Source organism: Myxococcus guangdongensis (assembly GCF_024198255.1).
Lineage (GTDB): Bacteria > Myxococcota > Myxococcia > Myxococcales > Myxococcaceae > Myxococcus > Myxococcus guangdongensis.
This window is the reverse complement of the sequence record NZ_JAJVKW010000021.1, coordinates 105,674-123,860: the sequence shown is the minus strand read 5'-3', so window position 1 is coordinate 123,860 and position 18,187 is coordinate 105,674. Positions and strand designations below refer to the sequence as shown.

The 18,187-nt window shown below is 68.8% G+C and carries 21 protein-coding genes; 9 read left to right on the top strand and 12 right to left on the bottom strand.

The window, feature by feature from the left end:
* Positions 1 to 62 precede the first annotated feature (62 nt).
* Positions 63 to 1,040 carry a TolB family protein gene (locus LXT21_RS40795; RefSeq protein WP_254043665.1) on the top strand — a complete coding sequence of 326 codons (978 nt, stop codon included), beginning with the start codon at positions 63 to 65 and terminating at the stop codon, positions 1,038 to 1,040.
* Positions 1,041 to 1,264: 224 nt separating this feature from the next.
* Here the strand turns inward: LXT21_RS40795 and LXT21_RS40790 are convergent, their stop codons facing one another.
* Positions 1,265 to 2,068 (bottom strand): dioxygenase family protein, encoded by an 804-nt coding sequence (locus LXT21_RS40790; protein WP_254043664.1) that lies wholly within the window; start codon positions 2,066 to 2,068, stop codon positions 1,265 to 1,267.
* Between the two features lie 560 nt (positions 2,069 to 2,628).
* On the opposite strand from LXT21_RS40790, the gene LXT21_RS40785 reads away from it, so the two are divergent.
* Both LXT21_RS40785 and LXT21_RS40780 read left to right on the top strand, forming a co-directional pair.
* Positions 2,629 to 3,021 carry a hypothetical protein gene (locus tag LXT21_RS40785; RefSeq protein ID WP_254043663.1) on the top strand — a complete coding sequence of 131 codons (393 nt, stop codon included), beginning with the start codon at positions 2,629 to 2,631 and terminating at the stop codon, positions 3,019 to 3,021.
* 66 nt (positions 3,022 to 3,087) lie between these two features.
* On the top strand, positions 3,088 to 3,600 hold the full coding sequence (locus LXT21_RS40780) for a hypothetical protein (RefSeq protein ID WP_254043662.1): 513 nt from the start codon (positions 3,088 to 3,090) through the stop codon (positions 3,598 to 3,600).
* A gap of 50 nt (positions 3,601 to 3,650) precedes the next feature.
* Here LXT21_RS40780 and LXT21_RS40775 read toward each other — a convergent pair whose 3' ends face one another.
* From LXT21_RS40775 to LXT21_RS45575, 4 genes are all read right to left on the bottom strand, one after another.
* The gene (locus tag LXT21_RS40775; RefSeq protein WP_254043661.1) at positions 3,651 to 3,959 is read right to left on the bottom strand and encodes a hypothetical protein; all 309 of its coding nucleotides are present in this window, start codon (positions 3,957 to 3,959) and stop codon (positions 3,651 to 3,653) included.
* Entirely contained in the window at positions 3,956 to 5,587 is a 1,632-nt protein-coding gene (locus LXT21_RS40770) for a hypothetical protein (protein WP_254043660.1), read from the bottom strand. The genes LXT21_RS40775 and LXT21_RS40770 overlap by 4 nt, the downstream gene beginning before the upstream one ends.
* Entirely contained in the window at positions 5,584 to 6,444 is an 861-nt protein-coding gene (locus LXT21_RS40765; protein ID WP_254043659.1) for a hypothetical protein, read from the bottom strand. Before LXT21_RS40765 ends, LXT21_RS40770 begins: the two co-directional genes overlap by 4 nt.
* A gap of 277 nt (positions 6,445 to 6,721) precedes the next feature.
* A complete protein-coding gene (locus LXT21_RS45575) occupies positions 6,722 to 7,558 on the bottom strand; it encodes a DUF6597 domain-containing transcriptional factor (RefSeq protein ID WP_254043658.1) in 837 nt (278 codons plus the stop codon).
* Positions 7,559 to 7,645: 87 nt separating this feature from the next.
* On the opposite strand from LXT21_RS45575, the gene LXT21_RS40755 reads away from it, so the two are divergent.
* Complete coding sequence (locus LXT21_RS40755; RefSeq protein WP_254043657.1) at positions 7,646 to 8,164, top strand: DUF3224 domain-containing protein; 519 nt, start codon at positions 7,646 to 7,648, stop codon at positions 8,162 to 8,164.
* Between the two features lie 61 nt (positions 8,165 to 8,225).
* Positions 8,226 to 8,888 (top strand): hypothetical protein, encoded by a 663-nt coding sequence (locus LXT21_RS40750; protein WP_254043656.1) that lies wholly within the window; start codon positions 8,226 to 8,228, stop codon positions 8,886 to 8,888.
* A 1-nt stretch (position 8,889) separates the two neighbouring features.
* On the opposite strand, the gene LXT21_RS40745 is transcribed toward LXT21_RS40750, so the two are convergent.
* From LXT21_RS40745 to LXT21_RS40730, 4 genes are all read right to left on the bottom strand, one after another.
* Entirely contained in the window at positions 8,890 to 10,041 is a 1,152-nt protein-coding gene (locus tag LXT21_RS40745; RefSeq protein WP_254043655.1) for a leucine-rich repeat domain-containing protein, read from the bottom strand.
* A gap of 71 nt (positions 10,042 to 10,112) precedes the next feature.
* Positions 10,113 to 10,352: a hypothetical protein gene (locus LXT21_RS40740; RefSeq protein ID WP_254043654.1), complete on the bottom strand. Its 240-nt coding sequence runs from the start codon at positions 10,350 to 10,352 to the stop codon at positions 10,113 to 10,115.
* A 139-nt stretch (positions 10,353 to 10,491) separates the two neighbouring features.
* Positions 10,492 to 11,367 (bottom strand): NAD(P)-dependent oxidoreductase, encoded by an 876-nt coding sequence (locus tag LXT21_RS40735; protein WP_254043653.1) that lies wholly within the window; start codon positions 11,365 to 11,367, stop codon positions 10,492 to 10,494.
* Positions 11,368 to 11,397: 30 nt separating this feature from the next.
* Positions 11,398 to 12,144: an SDR family oxidoreductase gene (locus LXT21_RS40730; RefSeq protein WP_254043652.1), complete on the bottom strand. Its 747-nt coding sequence runs from the start codon at positions 12,142 to 12,144 to the stop codon at positions 11,398 to 11,400.
* A 158-nt stretch (positions 12,145 to 12,302) separates the two neighbouring features.
* On the opposite strand from LXT21_RS40730, the gene LXT21_RS40725 reads away from it, so the two are divergent.
* The 3 genes from LXT21_RS40725 to LXT21_RS40715 all read left to right on the top strand — a co-directional run bounded on the left by LXT21_RS40725 (position 12,303) and on the right by LXT21_RS40715 (position 14,230).
* The gene (locus LXT21_RS40725) at positions 12,303 to 13,112 is read left to right on the top strand and encodes an AraC family transcriptional regulator (RefSeq protein WP_254043651.1); all 810 of its coding nucleotides are present in this window, start codon (positions 12,303 to 12,305) and stop codon (positions 13,110 to 13,112) included.
* A 44-nt stretch (positions 13,113 to 13,156) separates the two neighbouring features.
* Positions 13,157 to 13,726 carry a hypothetical protein gene (locus tag LXT21_RS40720; RefSeq protein ID WP_254043650.1) on the top strand — a complete coding sequence of 190 codons (570 nt, stop codon included), beginning with the start codon at positions 13,157 to 13,159 and terminating at the stop codon, positions 13,724 to 13,726.
* 66 nt (positions 13,727 to 13,792) lie between these two features.
* Positions 13,793 to 14,230, top strand: a complete 438-nt coding sequence (locus LXT21_RS40715) for a GFA family protein (protein WP_254043649.1) — start codon at positions 13,793 to 13,795, stop codon at positions 14,228 to 14,230.
* Positions 14,231 to 14,243: 13 nt separating this feature from the next.
* Here the strand turns inward: LXT21_RS40715 and LXT21_RS40710 are convergent, their stop codons facing one another.
* Positions 14,244 to 14,909 carry a TetR/AcrR family transcriptional regulator gene (locus LXT21_RS40710; RefSeq protein WP_254043648.1) on the bottom strand — a complete coding sequence of 222 codons (666 nt, stop codon included), beginning with the start codon at positions 14,907 to 14,909 and terminating at the stop codon, positions 14,244 to 14,246.
* A gap of 187 nt (positions 14,910 to 15,096) precedes the next feature.
* Between LXT21_RS40710 and LXT21_RS40705 the strand changes: the two genes are divergently transcribed.
* Positions 15,097 to 16,938: a M4 family metallopeptidase gene (locus LXT21_RS40705; protein ID WP_254043647.1), complete on the top strand. Its 1,842-nt coding sequence runs from the start codon at positions 15,097 to 15,099 to the stop codon at positions 16,936 to 16,938.
* Positions 16,939 to 17,010: 72 nt separating this feature from the next.
* Here LXT21_RS40705 and LXT21_RS40700 read toward each other — a convergent pair whose 3' ends face one another.
* Positions 17,011 to 17,535: a hypothetical protein gene (locus tag LXT21_RS40700; RefSeq protein ID WP_254043646.1), complete on the bottom strand. Its 525-nt coding sequence runs from the start codon at positions 17,533 to 17,535 to the stop codon at positions 17,011 to 17,013.
* A complete protein-coding gene (locus LXT21_RS40695) occupies positions 17,532 to 18,176 on the bottom strand; it encodes a hypothetical protein (protein ID WP_254043645.1) in 645 nt (214 codons plus the stop codon). The genes LXT21_RS40700 and LXT21_RS40695 overlap by 4 nt, the downstream gene beginning before the upstream one ends.
* Positions 18,177 to 18,187: the final 11 nt, after the last annotated feature.

Below are 18,187 nucleotides of genomic sequence, written 5' to 3'. Positions count from 1 at the left end.
CACATCGTCGGTGCGGCCCTCGAGGGGGAAGGCGACTGTGTCTCCAACAAAGGAGACACCGCATGCACCGCTTCACGCCGAGCAAGTCGTGGTCCGTGGGATTCATCGCCGCCCTGTCGTCCCTGTCGATGGCGTGCGCCTCACAGGCGCCGGAGACGGCCCCGGTGGCCGAGGCACTGGGCGCGAGTGAGGTGTCCAGCGAGGATGCGCTGCGCTTCCTGAACTGCACCGCGGGCGGCAGCATGTTCGCGCCGGGAGAGGTCTCGCTGCCGGACCGCTCGGAGTACCGGCTCAGCTTCTCCGCGGATGGCAACACGGCGTACTACCACGTGGACTCGGCCGAGGCGCCGTTCCAGGCCATCTACGAGACGCGCAAGGTGAACGGCCACTTCACCCCGGGCCAGTTGGTGTCCTTCTCCGGGACGTGGTTGGACACGGACCCGTTCCTGTCGGTCGACGGTCAGTCGCTCTTCTTCTCGTCCACCCGGCCGGTGACGGGCACCGAGGAGCGCGCGGACTCCGACCTGTGGGTGGTGCACAAGCAGGCGGATGGGAGCTGGGGTGAGCCTCGGCACCTGGGGCCGAACGTGAACTCGGACCGCCAGGAGCTGTACGTGAGCGCGACGCGGGATGGGACGTTGTACTTCGCGAGCGGGACGTTCGACTCGGACTTCAACGTGTATCGCGCGGAGCGTCGGGGGCCGGGGTACGCGCCAGCGGAGAAGCTGAGCGCGGCCATCAACAGCCCGGACTACTGGGAGTACAACTCGCACATCTCCGCGGATGGGCGCGTGCTCATCTTCGCGTCGCTCAACCGGCCGGAGGGTTACGGGCTCGGGGACTTGTACGCGAGCGTCAACATCGGCGGGAAGTGGACGAAGGCCATCAACCTGGGGCCGGCGGTGAACACGGAGAAGGACGAGTTCCACCCGTCGCTGAGCGTGGACGGCCGTCACCTCTACTTCGTGCGCCAGACGTGGGCGCCGTTCGTGCCGTCGGACTTCTACACGCTCGACACCCTCTGCCTGCTCTTCCAGTGACGGAGAGGGCGCCCTCCGCCCGGGGGCGGCGTCCTCGTCGGGTCGCAAGGCGGGGCGGGCGGGGAGTGGAGCAGGGCCACTCCTCGTCCGCCTTCGCTGTGTGGCTTCGGTGCGCGCCGCGTTGGCTCGCCGCCGACGCGCACGCCGGCCTGGGTGTGGCTTCGTCGTCGAGTGGAGAGCCGGGCGAGGAATGGGGGCGGGACGGTCCCTCGGTCGCCTCGGCTTCAGCCCGCGACGCCCACGACGAGCGTGATGACATAGCCGGCGGTGACGCTGCCCGTCACCGTGGCGACCTGGGTGGAGGAGCCATCGCTGAAGACGTTGTCCGTCGCGAGGCTGACGCGTTGGAAGTTGGCGACGCTCTGCGAGTAGCCGGACGTAGCATAGACCTCATCGCAAGCGGCCTCGGGCAAGGCGAGCTGGGAGGTGGCCAGCTTGTTCGCGGACGAGGTGGCCGAGGCGAGGTCCGGGTACACCTCGAAGTGGATGTGAGGCCAGCGGCCGCTGTAGCAGGCGGGGAAGATGCTGGTGAAGGTGACCTGGCCCGCGCTGTTGGTCTCCTGCACGCCGCGCAGGTAGTTCTCGTTGGTGATGCCCCGCCCGTAGAGGGAGTACTCCCCCGAATTGTCACAGTGCCACAGATAGACGGCTCGGCCGGCGAGCGGGGCGCAGGCGTTGTTGGTGTCGACGAGGGTGAGGGTCACCGTCGTGAGCACACCCTCGGCGACGGTGCTGGTGTTGCCGAAGCTCGCGCGGATGTCCGAGCGGACGATGCCCGACTGCTGGAGGACATTGGGCCCGTTCGAGCCGTCCGCGGGGTAGGGGCCGGCGGTCTCCTCGGGGATGCGCGAGCAACCGGACGGGTCTGTCGGGTCCGGGGTCGGGTCGTCATCGTCGCTGCAGCCAATCAATGGAATGAGGCTCGCGCCGGCCATCCAGCGCAGCACCTGTCTGCGCCCCGCGCGTGCCATCAGGACCCGCAGGTCTTGCTGGAGCCCTTGATGATGGCTCTGATCCTCGTCGCTCATGTGTCCTCCCCAGGTTCCTCGCCAAGGTAGGAACAAGGTCTGAAGAAAGTCCGAAGCAGGCACGGGCAAGGACGTGTGCAGACGTGGTCCACTCAACGCCTGTTCCGGCAGGTGTCGGCGAGTGGAGGGTCGTGTCGCGCTGGAGCGCGGGCTTCCCGCTGGTCGGGGCGCTGTCCCTGCTCCTCGCGCTCACACTGACGACAGGCCGTGAGGTGCGCACGTTCTCGTCTCCGCCGCTCGCGCCACCGCTGCCATGCATGGCAGTGGACGCTACCAGGAGGGCCAGCAGCTGTACCTCCCAGGCCACGCGGAGGCTGGAGGCCGCCCGGCACATTCCGAGTGCCGCCTGTCTGCTCTTAAGTTGCGGCGCGCAACGCAGGTGCGTGGAGTTGCGTGTCACGAAATCGTCGCGGTCCGCGCCCCGGACTCCCTGACACGCTCGTACCCGCTTCCCGCGCGACGAATCCCAGACACGGCCGGTGGCCGCTTTCTTGTCATTTCCTGTCGGCCCCGCATTCTTCCTTGCCTGGCATGCATTCCACCGCCAGGAGAGGACCGCCATGAATCGTCACAGTCGAATGGTATTGGGATGGGTTTGTACGCTCGTCGGATTGAGCGCTTGGGCTGGAAGCAAGCGAGACATCCGCCCGGTCGTCATCGAGGGGACCTATCTTGCCTACGGCACGCTGAGCACTGCCCGCAACAGCAGCGACCCGGTCCAGTACATGGGCTGTGGGATCGCCACCTTCGACTCGGGCTACTCCATTGTCAGTTGCACTGCGGTGTCGAGCGCAGGGCAGACCCTCATCTGCACCTCCGTGAATCCTCACATCATCGAGACAGCACGTGCCATCAATGGCGATTCGTACATCATGTTCTACGTGAACACGGAGGGGACCTGCACCAGCCTGACCGTGATGCAGTCCTCGGGCTTCGAACCCAAGCAGCCCTGAATTCCCACTCGGGCCGGAGCGCACGCGCGTCGTGCTCTCCGCGTCCGGAAGGAGTACCTCGTGTCCATGAACGGCAAGTGGTTCGCCGTGACGCTGGTCCTGGTTTTGGGGGCGGGCTTCCTCGCCGGCCGTCAGGCGGCTTCGACGACGGATGCCGCGGTGATGAGTGAACTTGAGCGGGTGCGTGCCCGACTCGACGCGTTGGCGGACAGCCACCTCGCGCCAACGCGAGTCGACTGTCCGAGTGTCATGGCTCCCTCGGTGGACACCACTCGCCTGGGAGTGGAACTGGCCCAGGTGCTCCGCGAGGAACTGGCGCGCTCGCTCGCCGCACCGAGGCCCGTCTCCGCTCCAGCCCTGGCCGAACCCTTGCCTCAGTCCTCGGGGGCGCACCAACAGGCCCGCCATCTCCTCGACGACGCCGTGCGCGCCCGCCGCTGGACGACCGAGGACGCCCTGGCCTTCCGGCGAGCCCTGGTGGACATGACGCCGACCCAGCGAGACGAGGTCATCCGCCGACTCGTCACGTCCATCAACAGCCAGGCCCTGGACATCCAGACCCAGGGCCCCCCGTTCTGAGGGCTCGCCGCCAACCAAAGACAGAGGGCCTTGGAGCGTCGCCTCCGCGCTCAAGGTTTCAGGGTCGCCGTGTCCTTGGCTGGGGGGGCGAATGAAGAGGTCCCGACCAGCGTGATGTTCTTGCCCGTGGGCCCGCTCCCCCAGTCGGTCACGACGCGGTCGTGGAGGGCTCCACCCATGAGCGTCAAGGTGACGCTGGTCCGCGGGTTGCCGTCGTTGATGCCGACGACGACGAAGCTCCTGGACTGGTTGTCGACGGTGAGGGTGAGCGTGATGTCTCCGCTCTGGGAGAGGATGACCTGAATCCGGAAGGGAGCCCCGCTCTGCACGAACGGTGGGACGATATCGACCGAGGTCATTGGGTCTCCTGTGCAGTCTTCTTGGAGGCGAGTCCCGTGCTCTTGAGCTGGATGGGCACGGTGACGCCGAAGAGCTCCATCATCTCGACGGCCTTGGCCGCGTCGAGCGTGATTCCAAAGTAGGCATCCCTCTGCCAGCGGCGGGTCTCCTGGTTCTCGAATACCAGGGTGCCTCCGCTCAGCTTGAAGGGAGACAGGGCCTGCATGCTCAGCCCCAGCAGGAACCCGGGCCCCCCTCGTCGCCGGGCATCGTCGAACTTGTCAGCCGTCAGCGCCGCGATGCCAATCTCCGCGGAGAATGAACGGCCGAAGTTCGCCAAACTGCTCCACGACTGCTCGTTGCCACGAAGACAGCCGACGTAGGGGCAGAAGGAGACCGAGACAGGGTAGACGAGGTCATTCAGTCCGACGAGATAGACCGCTCCGGACGAGAGGGAGTAGTCCCTGCGCTTGGCCTCCGCCTCGAGGAGCTGCGCGCCTGGGTCGAACAGCTCGAGGGTGACCGCCAGGTGCGCCGCCAACTGCTTCATCCGCGCGGTCAGCGCCTCCTGGGCCCGCTGCGTGGCGCTGAAATGTCGGGACAACGTCAGGAGACCCTGGACCCCCGCGAGCTGCTCTCGCGTCACCTTTGGACAGATGTTCGGGCTCTTGTCATAGCTGGCGGTCATCTTCTTGATGGCGCCGAGGACATCGTCGTCCGGGGTCTTATCGTCGAAGCCCGCAACTGCCTGCGCATCGAGCAGCGCCTGACAGGTCACGTCGTTGAGGCTCGTGGGGCCAGGAGGGTTCCCAGTCTTCTCGTTGGTCGTGTTGGTCCCGATGTCCGCGTGAATCTTCTGGAGGCACCGGTCGGCGCTGGCGAGCAGGTCCTTGGGTGTGTCGGCCGGGACGGGTGGGCCAAGCAGGGTGGAGCACTTCTTAGCCGAGAGCCGCGCCGCCGTCACGCTCGCGTTGGATGAGAGGATGCCCTGGTCGGCGCGCGCGGCGGCCTGCTCGTTGAGGATCTCGAGGGTCTTGTCCGAGGGTCTCCACTGCGAGGTGTTGGCGTCCTTCTGGTAGCCCATCCCCTTGAGCAGCTCGGGAATCGCGGGCAGGTCACTGCGGGTGCGCGCATCCTCGAGCAGCTTGAAGCGGCCCGACTTGGGGTCGACGGGCTGGTGGAATTTCCACTCCGAGCCGTGCTTGCCCAGCGCCTGGGTGATGTCGTCCACGATGGCGGCGTCGAACGCGACCAGCTCCGCGAGGAGCTTCTCCTGGACGGCGAGGGCCGGCGTGTAGAGGTAGGCGAGCTCCACGCGCACCTCATCTCCCGGCAGGACGCGCTCGGGGATGTGGACGAGCCAGGAGGTGGCATCACCGAACACCTCGGCCTGCTTCGGTGCCGTCTCTCCAACCTGATACGCCACCCGGAGCCCTTCGTTGTCTCCACGGAAGGGGTCCTCGCGCTTCGGGCAGCGCAGCGAGTAACCGCGCGTGCTGTTCTCGTAGACCTGACACAGCGCGGGCGCCATCCGGCTGCGCAGGGGCGCTTCGTCATGGTTCGTGTTCGTCGTCTTGCAGGCCGCGGTGCACGCGAGGACGAGCAGAGCGCAGAGCGCGCCTGGCTTGTGTGGAGTCGAGCGGCTCATGGCGTGGGCTCCTCGGCGGGCAGGACGTGCAGGTCGAATCTCCCGAGCTGGGAGACGGAGCTCTCGCCGCCGCTGCGGGCGAGTCCGAAGCGGACCTGGGCGTTCGTCGGCTGGGCCACGGGCCCCTTGGCTCTCACCGCCCACTGCGCCACGCCGCTGACCCGCAGCCCGTTCACCGTCCGGGCCTCTGTCTGCTGGAGGTCGCGAGGCTGCGACGCCTCACCCTTGACCAGGGTCACCGGCGAGTCGACCCCGCCGAACACCTCCGCATAGAGCTCCACTCCGTTGATGGGCTGGTCCTTCTCATCCGTGGCCTGGACCGCGAGCGACGTCAGGTCCGTGCTCCCCGAGTCCAGCTCGATGGGCGTCGAGGGCAGGGGTGTCAGCTTGACCTTCGCGAGGTCGGGCACGACTTCCACTGTGAGCTGCGATAGCGGTACCGAGGGTGGGGTGCTGGCATCCGCGAGCTGCTCGGTGCGCGTGAGCGAAGCGGCAATCCCAGCCGTTCCGTAGAGGGCGTCGTCCTTCACCTTGAACTTGATGCGAGCCGCGCCCCGCAGGCCGCTATCCTTGTCGAAGGCCGTGATGACGGTGGTGTCGCTCGGGTGCCCCACGTCGACGAACTCGAAGCGCGCGGGGTCCAGCACGAGGAACCTGACCTCGACGTCGTCCGCGGCGTAGGAGTCCTCGTTCATCGCCTGGACTACGAGGCTGCCCTCCTGGCCGGGCTTCAGCTTCAAGGGCTGCTCGGTGGGGACGCGGACCGCCAGCGAGCTGGCGGCGGCCGAGCGGTCCTCCACGCACGCCAGCGAGGTGAGGACGGACAGCAATGCCAGCCACCATATGCGCCGATACATGGATTCCCCCCCCCGGAGGTGTGACGCAACCCGGCCGTCGCCAGGACTCACACTTCAACTGGCATTGTATGCTCTGGAGAGAAGGCTTGCAAATCACGGGGGTTGATCTGCGATTGGTGCGGCCTGGGTCACTCCCTACACGCCAGTGAACTCCGGTAGCGTCGAGCCGCATTCGAGCCCGGGGGCGAGCAGTCCATCGATATGAATGGTCAGGACAGTGGAGTGGCGTTGGCGTTGGGGCGGCGCTGCGCATCTCCCCGATGACGAACCCTGAAGGTCAGCGGCCCCGGCTGCCTGGGGCCTGCCGGCTCGCGGCGGCGCGCTCGGCGTACTGTCCGGGGGAGCAGCCCACCAGGGCCTTGAAGTCGCGGATGAAGTGGGACTGGTCGAAGTAGCCCAGCTGGAGGGCCAGGCTCGCCATGTCGGGCACCCGGACGCGCGCGAGCTGCTCGGCGGCCTCGTGGAGCCGGTAGCGCTTGAGGACCCACTTGGGGCTCACGCCCACCGCGGCGCTGAACCTCCGCTGGAGGTTGCGCGGCTCCAGCTTCGCCAGCGCGGCCACCTGCTCCATGCGCGTCACCGACGCGTCCGCCGCGAGCCGCTCCACAAGGTCCCGCATCCTCGCGATGGGTTCGGGCATGGGCGGTAGGCGTGGCCGCAGGAAGTCCTGCGCCAGCGTCACGCACCGGCGCACGTCGGGCTCCGCGAGGATGGCGTCCTTCAACGCGATGCCTTCCCGACCGAACACCGAGCGCACGCTCACCGTGCGGTCCGTCAGTTGCGACAAGGGCGCGCCCCACAGCGGCTGGAAGGCCGCGGGTCGGAACTTGATGCCGAACACCCGGGACTGCCCCTGAATCCTGCGGCGGAACCTGCGCGACTGCACCCCCGTGACCCGGCCCTGCGCCCGGTCGAAGACCACGTGGACACACGGATGGGGGAGCGTCTCCGCCAGGAGCGGCGGCTCGCCTCGCAAGTCCCACCGCACCGTCCAGAAGTGCTGGATGAACTCCTCCAGCTCCGCCGAGGGCGCGAAGCGCTCGTGCACGATTCTGTCCGCGGGGGCGGGACGTTGGAGGACGCCACGCACGGCGTCGATGCGAGGGCGACTCACCGGCGCGCATTCTGTCGGCGTGTCGCGTTTTTGCAATCCACCCGGCGCGCGCCCACATATCTACGGCCCACACCACGAGGAGCCCCCATGATGAAGGCGGGAACGAATGTGTTGGCGTGGGTGCTCGGCGCCGTGCTCTGCCAGGGCTGCGCGAGCACTCGAGCAACGGCGACACCCACGCGGACCGGAAGCGAGACGAACATGACGAAGCACGTGAAGGGCATCTTCAACGTCAAGGCGACCCCGTTGGCCCCGGACGCGGGCGCGGCCGAGTCCCCCATCGGCCGGATGTCCATCGACAAGCGCTACCACGGCGAACTGGAGGGCACGGGCGTGGGCCAGATGCTCGCCACGCTCGACGCCAACCAGTCCGGCGGCTACGTCGCGCTGGAGCGCGTCACCGGCACCCTCCAGGGACGCAAGGGCAGCTTCACCCTCATGCACACGGGCTCCATGTCGCGCGGAGCCTTCAAGGTCGTCGGCTCCGTCGTGCCCGACTCCGGAACGGAAGAACTCCAGGGCATCTCCGGCTCGTACGAGATTCAAATCGACGAGAAGGGCGTCCACATGTACGTGCTCGATTACACCCTCGCGGACCCGTCCTGAGCACACGGCTCCCGGCCCCGAGCGGCTTCCGTTCCCGCTTGGGGCGGGGTAGAGGCCACACATGGCGAGCGCGACGTGGCGAGAGGACTTGAAGGCGCTGTTGAACGAGATGGACGCCTGGGCCCAGGCGCGAGGCTGGCGGCTCATCCGCGAGGCCCCCCTGACGCGGGAGGAGGTGGACGCACTGCCCCACATGCTGACCGGGTTCGAGTACGAGCTTCCGACGCCCTATCGCGAGGAGGCCTTCATCATCCCGGACAGCTACCGCGAGTTCCTGATGCTGCATCGCGAGGTCCGGCTCGAGTACCGGCCGGATGCCGGGAAGTGGGAGACGTATCGCCCGTTCCACGTCTGGGCGCCCACGATGGACTCCCTCACGGCATCCTGGACGCCGGCGGAGGCGACGGTGGATGACCGGGAGTTCACCACCACGGACCTCATCTCCTTCGCGGACGCTTACATGGGCGTCGAGGCGTCGCGCTGGTGCTTCTACACGCGCACCTCGCCGAAGGACGGAGAGCTGCCCGTCTACTTCGAGGACAACGACTACGAGGCGCTCGCGGGCCACTACGTGGATGACGGCACGTGGTTGGACGAGAACGACCCGATGTCGTTCGGCTTCGAGAGCTTCGAGCACTGGTTCCGCGCGCTGTGCAAGGTGCTGCGTCGGGAAGACGTGGACCCCGAGGACGTCCGGCAGGTGGGCAACTCGATAAAGAAGTGAGTCACGGTCGCGGATACATCGAGCACTCGGGACGGGCCTTCCTGAAGGCCTCGAGCTCCCCAGGCGGGACGTCCGTCTGCGACAGGTCCAGGAACTCGAGCGTGGCAAGTCGGCTCAGCCACGCCGGCAGCGCGGTGATGCGCGTGTTCTTGAGGCTGAGCGAGCGCAGCCGGGAAAGCTGTCCGAGCACCTCCGGGAGCGTGGCGACCGCGGTGTGGTCCAGGTTGAGTGACTCGAGGTGCTGGAGTTGCCCCAGCTCGGAGGGCAGGGTGGCCAGCTCCGCGTTCCAGGAGCAGTCGAGCTGCTCGAGCTTCGAGAGCCGGCCCAGCACGGCGGGCAGCTCCTTCAGGCCCGCGCCCTTCAGCGTCAGCGTCTTCAGCTCGGTGAACTCGGCCACCATGTCCGGCACCACGCCCAGCTTGCGGTGGAGGAGGGCGATGGCGCGCGTGTCGCGCGGGAAGGTGTCGAGCAGGGCCGCCGCGCCCGCCTGCCGAGCCTTCGCCGCCGCCTCACCGAGAGACTCCTGGAGCAACGCGAGCGGGTCGCCCAGCTCCGGCTTCTTGCCCGCACCGGCGGGCTTCGCGACGGCCTTGCGCAGCGGTTCGAGGGCCTTGCCGAGCCACGCCTCGAAGCTTCCCAGCTCGCGCAGGGGCAGGCTGTCCTCCACCTGGAACACGACAGGGGCGTCGTCACCCGCTCCACGTCCGAAGGCGAAGCCGTTGACGTCGTTGAGGTCGGCGGACGCGAACATCACGAAGCGGTACACGTGACGGCCCGCCTCCCGCTCCGCACGCACGTCGGTCCACTGCCGGTTCGGTTCGCCCATGCCCTGGGACGCGCTCGCGCGCCAGCGGGGCGGCAGGAACGCCAGGGCCTTCTTGCCCGTGTTGAGCCAGCGGTACCCCAGCGCCTCGACGAAGCGCTGGTAGGACTCCGGCAGGAGCCCCGTCTCGTCGGGGACCTGCTCGAACACCAGGCTCATGGGCTCCAGGTCCGAGGGGTACTGGCCCACGGCCTTGGGTCCCATCGCGGCGAGCACCTGTTGCTCCAGCCCGGTCCACGCCCCCTCGGGCGAGACAGGCTCCTGCTTCCCGGTGGAAGCGCGGGGCGTGGACTTGCTCTGGGAGGACGAGGAGGTCTTCTTCTGCGCCATGCTGCACCACGGGGTCGGGTTGAGGCGCACCGCAGGCGGGAGCCCGTGGTGCGCCTCGTGACGAATCCCGTCTAACACTCTTCCGCGAGACACTGCGTCATACACGCCGTATTGGTGCCGCAGCGCTGACGACAGATGCGGTTGCACAGACAGGTCGGGTTGTCTTCACACGCCTGCGCGCTCACGTTCGAGCCCGTATCCGCCGGCTGCTCGCTCACGGGCTCTTGTGACTCCTCGGGCAGCGGTGCGCCACATCCGAACATCAGGCCGAGTGCTGTCACCGCAGCCAGCCACATGCTTGCTCGCTTCATCCTGTTCTCCTGGTGGGACGCGCGGAAGTGCGCACCCGGAGTCTAAAGGCAAGCAGCCCAGGAGCGCGAACGCTGCAGTGTGAGCATCAAATGACAGCCATGCATGCTTTCTGACGCGCCGCCCTATCCTTTGCGATGTTCAGCGCAGGAATCGCGCGAGGACGGAGAAGTCGTCCTGTCCGTGCCCCGCCTTCCGCGCGGTCTGGATGAGTGCATCCATGGCCTCGGGGATGGCGCGGTGGATGTTGCGCTCCTCGCACAGGTGCAACAGGTGTTGGAACGCCACGTTGTGCGTGTCGAGCGTGGCGGGGCTCTCGGCGTCCGCGCCGTACTGCTCCTTCTGGATGCGCTGGAGCAGGTCCGTCATGGAGAACTGAATCATCGGACCGACGGACTCCAGGTGCCGCCCCAGCACGTCGAGCGCAATCCCCTCCGCCCGGCAGATGGCCGCGGCTTGCAGCCCGCTGAACAGCGAACCCCACAGCTGGAACAGGATGGCGCTGTCGAGCGCGGACGCGTGGCCCTCGTCCTCGCTCACGTGCTGCGTGTTTCCACCGAGCGCCGCCAGCACCCCCTGGTGCTGGTCGTACAAGGCCTTCGGCCCCCCATACAGGAGCGTGCAGTGGGGCTGACCGATGAGGTCCGGCGTGGCCATGATGGCACCGTCCAGGTAGTGGATGCCGTGCTGGCGAGCCCATGCCGACTGCTCGCGCGCCAGCTTCGGAGAACCGGACGTGAGCTGCACCAGCGCCTTGCCGCGCAGCTCCCGCGTCACCTCGTCCTGACGCAACAGCGCGTCGCTGGTGTCGTAGTCATTCACGTTCACGATGACGATGCCGGCGACCCGCACCGCGTCCCGCACGGAGTCGGCGATGCGCGCGCCCGCCGTGGCCAACGGCTCGCACCGCGCCCGGGTGCGGTTCCAGACCGTCGTCGTGTACCCGTTCTGGAGGAAGGCCTTGACCAGCGCGGAGCCCATGCGGCCCGCGCCGATGACGCTGATGTGTGGCTTCATGTCGTGTGTCCTTACGAAGTGGGAGTGAGCTCAGAACTGCGACAGGCCGCCGTCGACGGGCAGCTCCGCGCCGGTGGTGAACGTGGCCTCGAGGCCGAGGAACAGCGCCGCGCGAGCCACCTCCTCGGCGTCCGCGATGCGTTTCATGGGCGTCAGGTGCAGGCCCTCCTGCTCGAAGGACTCCACCTCCTGCGGCGTGGCGCCGGTGACGCCCATCGTGGGCGTCCGTGTGAAGCCCGGGCTCACCGCGTTCACCCGGATGCCCCGTGACACCAGCTCCGCGCCGAGCACCCGCACGAACGAGCGGACCGCCGCCTTCGCGCCTGAATAGACGCTCATGCCCGGAGCGCCCGTCTCGTCCGCCACCGACGTGGTGAAGACGAACGCGCCGCCGTCTCGCACCAGGGGCGCCAGCCGCTGCGCCGTGAAGAACGCCCCCTTCGTGTTGACGCCGAAGGTCTCGTCGTACACCGACTCCGTCACCTGCTCGAAGGGCACCAGCTTCGCGTACCCCGCGTTGACGAGGACGAAGTCCACCGCGCCCAGCGTCTCCTTCACGCGCGCGGCCAGGGCGTCGATGTCCCGCAGGCTCGCCGTGTCGGAGCGCACCACGTGGGCTCGCGGCCCCAGCTCCTTGCGCGCCGCCTCCAGTCCCTGCTCGCCACGGCCGGTGAGCAGCACCTCCGCGCCTTCCGCGAGCAGCGCCTTCACCGCGGCGAGCCCGATGCCCGCCGTTCCTCCCGTCACCACCACTTTCTTCCCGGAATACCGTCCCATGTCGCGTCTCCCCAGAGTCCCGCCTGGAAGCACGGCCACGCACCGGCGCGGCGGCTCCATCGAGTGTGGGGAAGGAATACCGACGGCCTCCACGTGGGTCGCGCACGCACGGATGTTTCGGGAGCACGAACGGACGCGGACCCCTATATTCAGACGCCATGAGCGAGCACGCGCGACGACCTCGAGTCAGCCTGGGGGTCGAACTGCGGACGACGCGCGCCGGAGACCGGGTCCACCTGTCGAGCTCGGACCACGTCCTCAACATCCACGCGGGCCAGCCCGTGCGGGTGTCCTGTCTCGCCAGCCAGCACTTCTCGGTGCGCACGCGAGGGGAGCTCTTCCTGTTGCCCGCGGGCCACACCGACACCTGGGTGGAGGACGATGACAGCGTGGGCCTGGACCTGCGTCTGCCTCACTCGCTGCTCCGGATGGCGGCCGAGGACATGGGGCTGGACCCGGACCGCGTGGGCGTCGCGCTGCGGCACCACTTCCGCGACGCGCAGCTCGAACACATCGCCTGGGCCCTGGAGGCCGAGGTCCGCGCGGACTTCCCCAACGGACTGCTCTACCGGGAGAGCCTGGGCCTGGCGCTCGCGGCCCGGCTGCTCGCCCACTACCGCGCGGAGGTCGAGGTGCGCGGAGGCCTGTCCCCGGACCAGCTCCAGCGCGTCACGGACTACGTGGAGACGCACCTGGACGAGGACCTCTCGCTCGCGACGCTTGCCCGCGTGGCGGCCGTCAGCGCGTCGCACTTCAAGACACTCTTCAAGCGCTCCACCGGGCTGCCCGTGCACGAGTTCGTGATTCAGCGCCGCGTGGAGCGGGCCCGCACGCTGCTCCTGCGCGGCGAGCTGCCCACGGGGCAGGTGGCCCTGGAGGCGGGCTTCTCCCACCAGAGCCACATGGCCCGCTGGATGCGTCGCGTGCTGGGTGTGACGCCGGGTGACATCCTCCGCTCGCGCGCCTGACTCCCGCGTTGCCGGTGGCCTGGGAGCGGCGTAGAGCCCATCCCATGGCCGAAGAGACTCCCGATGCCCAGATGCTCGCCATCTTCGAGGCGAATGACTTCCACTACGCCTCCGTCGAGGAGGCCTGGGCGAAGGCCCGGCACCTGTATCCGCTGCTGCCTTCCGTGGTGGACCGCTTCCCCGAGGAGCGCGCCCACCAGGTCTGCTCGGAGTGGTTGAGCCGGGTGGCCGAGCGCATCCAGGACGCGCGGCCGGCGGCGGAGCTGTTCGCCCAGGCCCGCTCGAAGGCTCCCCCACGCCAGGCGCACCTCGTCGCCAGCAAGCTGGGGGACCTGCGCAACGCGTGGGTGCTGGGCAAGAAGCCCGCGGCGGCCGCCTTCGCCGATGGCGCCGGCCACCTCGCCGAGGTGTGGGCGGCCAGGACCTCGGGGGAGGAGGACGGGGAGACCGACGCGTGGAAGCGCTCCCAGGAGGCCTCCACGGCCCTGGTGACGGCCTGGGTGCTGCACCAGGGGCTGGTCGACACGGACAAGGAGGCCCGGGTCCGGGCCCGCGAGGCGCTGACCGACCTGCTGCGTGAGGCCCGGGGCGCGCTGCCCCTCGAAGAAACCTGACATACTCCTGTCACGGGCAGGGTCCATAACTCCCTCATCACCGCGACTCACCGAGGAGAACCTGTCATGAGCCTGACCCCTGCCCAGAAGTCCCCCACCCTGAAGAAGTACGTCGGCGGCTGTCACTGCGGCGCCGTGCGCTTCGAGGCCGAGGTGGACCTCACCGAGGCGATGAATCGCTGCAACTGCACCGTCTGCACGAAGATGGGCGGCACGACGACGCAGGTGGCCCCCAGCTCGTTCCGCGTCCTCCAGGGCGAGGGCGAGACGGGCGAGTACCGCGTGGGCAAGAGCCCCAACTACCGGCGCTTCTGCAAGCACTGCGGCGTCCAGGCCTACGGCGGCGGCTTCGTCGAGGAGATGGGTGGGGACTTCCGCTCCATCAACGTGGGCTGCCTGGATGACGTGGACGTCTCCAAGCTGAAGATTCAGTACTGGGACGGCCGTCACGACAACTGGCAGGCGGGTTCGCGCTCCGAGCCGTGGCCCCTGCGCGCCGCGTGAGGCGGGCCTGCGGTCAGCGGTGGGCCAGCGTGGCCTCCAGGCCGCGCAGCAGGACGTCCAGGCCGTGGCGGAACTCCTCGTCGTGGGTGAGCCGCCGCGCGTCCCCGGCCGTCTGCCTCAGCAGGGGATAGCGGGCGGCGTCCAGCTCCGTGAGCGCGGCGGTGCCCGCTCCGGACAGGGCGCCCAGGTGCGTGAGCTGGACGGAGCCGAAGACGTGGCTCACCAGCGTGCGCAGGGCGATGAGCCGCGCCAGGTCCTCGAAGCCGCCCTCCGTCAGGAGCGCGAGCAGCGCCTCCGCCCACGCCAGCGTGCCCTCGGTGCAGTGGCGCCGGGTGAGCACCAGCGGCGCGACGGAGGGGTGGCGCGCCACCGCCCCGCGCACCTGTCCCAGCAGCGTCTTCACCCGCTCGGTCCAGGGCGTGCCCTCGACTGACTCCGGCAGTCGCACGTCCCGCATCACCGCGTCGACGACCAGCGACTCCAGCGCGTCGCGCCCCTCCACGTAGCGGTACAGGGACATGGTCCCCATGCCGAGCACGCTCGCCACCGAGCGCATGGACAGCGCGGCCAGCCCCTCCCGCTCGATGACGGTGAGGGCGGCGTCGGCGATGCCGGGCAAGGTGAGCGAGCGGGGACGTGGCATGGCGGAGGGGGGCTTGGGCGTACAGCGTACGCTCATGGTGGGGCTGTTACGACTCATCTCGAAGGAGATGGGCGCTCCGGACGGGAGAGGTTGTCCTCCGTGATTCCGGCAGGTTGCCTGCTCCGACAGGCCGTGTGTGCTTTTTCCTCCCACGGCGACACAACCTCAGGTGCCCAGAGTTCGAGAATCTTCACGAACCTGTCACCTCTGGGCCCCCCCCACCATGAAGATTCGCGCCGACCTCCCGAAGCTTCCTGTCACGCGTTCCACGGACATCCGGCCCGCGACGACCCCCGAGGTGAAGAACAAGGCCCTGGGCTTCACGGAGGGCTCCACCTTCGAGGCGTCCACCAGGCCCGCGCCGCCGAAGTCGGCCACGCCGCTGACGGCCCCGACGGTGACGTCCGGCCCGGTGGCCCTGGACAGCGCCGCCAGCAAGGCGGCCATCCAGACGACGATGGACTTCCTGCAGAAGCAGGCGGCGCCCACGGTGTCGCAGCTGCTCGCCGGCAAGCAGGGCGTCAACGCCGCGGACTTCGCGCCGCGCGCGGTGGAGCAGGACGACCTGGGCTTCACGCACGTGCGCATGGACCGCAAGCACGAGGGCGTGCCCGTCTTCGGCGAGCAGGTGGTGGGTCACCTGGACCGCGAGGGCAAGCTGGAGAGCCTCACCGGCGACGTGGGCACCCTCCCCGCGGGCCTGGGCAAGAAGGAGACGAAGCTGTCCGCCGAGGACGCGCTGGCCGTCGCCCAGAAGGAGTTCAACGGCCCCACGGACCGCAAGCCCGTCTCCGAGCGCGTCATCTTCAAGGACGCCAACGGCGAGTACAAGGCCGCGTACCACGTGGAGCTGAGCAACACGACGGACGTGGGCCCGGGCAAGGACCCGCGCCGCATGCAGTACCTGGTCGACGCGAACACCGGCAAGGTGCTGGAGCAGTACAACCAGATGGGCGGCGTGGGCAGCCACGCGCACGGCGCGGACCACGCCGGCCACTCGCACGCGGCGAAGCCGTCGCTGACGGCCGAGACGCCGACGACGGAGGAGCCCGGCACGCCCGCGCCCTCGAGCAAGGCGGACGACACCACCCAGTACAGCGGCAAGGTGGAGATCGGCAGCACGAAGACCGCGGACGGCAAGTACTCGCTCGAGGACAGCTCGCGCGGCGGCGGCGTGGTGACGCGGGATGCGCTCAACCGCGACCCGAACACCGACTCCACCACGCACGCGGCCGTCACCGACGACAACGACATCTGGGGCGAGGGCACCGACTCCGCGCGCAACAAGGACGCGGTGGACGCGCAGTACGGCGCCCAGGCCACGTACGACTTCTACAAGGACGTGCTCGGCCGCGACTCCATCGACGGCAAGGGCGAGAAGCTCATCTCCGACGTGCACGTGGGCAAGGACTTCGCCAACGCCTTCTGGGACGGCGAGAAGATGAACTACGGCGACGGTGACGGCGACCAGTTCGGCTCGCTCACCACGCTGGACATCGCGGGCCACGAAATCACCCACGGCCTCACCGAGCGCACCGCGGGCCTGCAGTACCGCAACGAGTCGGGCGCCCTCAACGAGGCGATGAGCGACATCATGGGCGTGGGCGTGGAGTGGTACGCCAGCCAGCGCAACGACGCGGTGAAGTTCGACTGGACGGTGGGCGAGGACACGTACACGCCCAATAACGGCGACGACACCGACGGCCTGCGCGACCTGAGCAACCCCTCCAGCGACGGCATGTCGCCGGACCACTACTCGAAGCGCTACACCGGCTGGCAGGACAACGGCGGCGTGCACATCAACTCGGGCATCCCGAACAACGCCTTCTACCTGCTGTCGGAGGGTGGCACGAACCGCACCTCCAACGTGGAGGTGAAGGACGGCATCGGCATCGAGAAGGGCCTGAAGATCTACTCGCGCGCGCTGAACTTCTACATGACGCCGACCACCAACTTCGCCCAGGCGAAGGAGGCCACGTACAAGGCGGCGCAGGACCTGTACGGCAAGGACTCCGTCGAGGCCCAGAAGGTGCTGGAGAGCTGGGGCGCGGTGGGCGTGAAGTAGTCGCCGCCGTCTGTTGAATCCCCGCCGCGCTCGAGTCACTGGCTCGCGCGGCGGGGCGCCTCACCCGAGGGCTCACGCGTCGTCGTCCCGCTCCTGCTCCCACCTGGGGAACACGCCGTCGAGCCAGGGCCGCAGCATGACGCCCACGTGCTCCACGGACATCCCGTCACCGGTGCGCCGGAAGATGGCGTAGGGCGCGTAGGCCTCGAGCGGTTCCATGTCCTGGTGGCACCCCTCGCGGGTGAACGCGGCGAAGAGGGGGATGGCGTCCCCGTTGTCGTGCCATGCAGACCGGTTCATCTTCCACTGCGCCTCGAAGACCGCCCGCCAGGTCGTCGTCGGATGGTTGATGGGGTCATCGTCCTCCGCGCGGGAGACGGCCGCGAGGTCGGGGGTCTCCAGCTCGGAGTAGGTGAGCTCCCGGTGCACGGCGTCGCGGGCGTCGTCGTCCCAGTACTGGGCGACCAGGAACGTCGCGGAGCGCAGCGCGGGGAAGCGCGCGAACATGTCGCGCACCTGGGGCTCGATGTGCTCCTTCAGGACCTGCTCGCGCATCGCGGCCGTCTGGCTGGGGGTGTACTTGGTGGGGGCGCTCATGATGGACCTCGCAGCAGCGCGAGCTGCTCGCGGCGCTCGTCGGGGGTGAGTCGGTGCAGGTAGCACTCGAAGATGACGGGCAGGCCGGAGCGCATGCGCTCACGGGCCCAGCCCAGTCCGAAGGTGTCCGCGGTCAGCGGCTCGTGCGCGTCCCGGTCCCCGGGGTTGGCGGAGACGTGCACCTCGTCGATGTGGGGATGGTCCCAGAGCCGGTGCAGGACGGCGTCGGAGAGCCGGCCCGCGGTGCGCTGGATGTGCAGGTGCGAGACGTCCACCGCCAGCCGCAGCCCCAGGTCCATGGCCCACTGGAGCGCGTCGCCCGTGCCCAAGGCATGGCCGGGGTACATCGTCTCGAGCGTCAGGTGCGCGTAGTCACCGGCCTCGGCGCGCTTTCGCCAGTGCGCGCTCGCGGCGTCCACGTCGCGGGGCGGGTGCACGGAGTCCGAGCGCACCATGCACCTGGCGGTGTCGGACCAGACGCGTGAGCGCAGCGCCCGCGCGTCGAAGCCGTGGTGCGTGCGCGTGGGGACGCCCTGGCGCGCGAGGGACTCCAGGAAGCCCTCGGTGGGGGCGTTGCCGGGCGTGAGCTGGAGCCCGTCCACGCCGGGCAGCGAGAGCAGCTCCTCGGCGGCGGCTTGCATGGGACGACCTT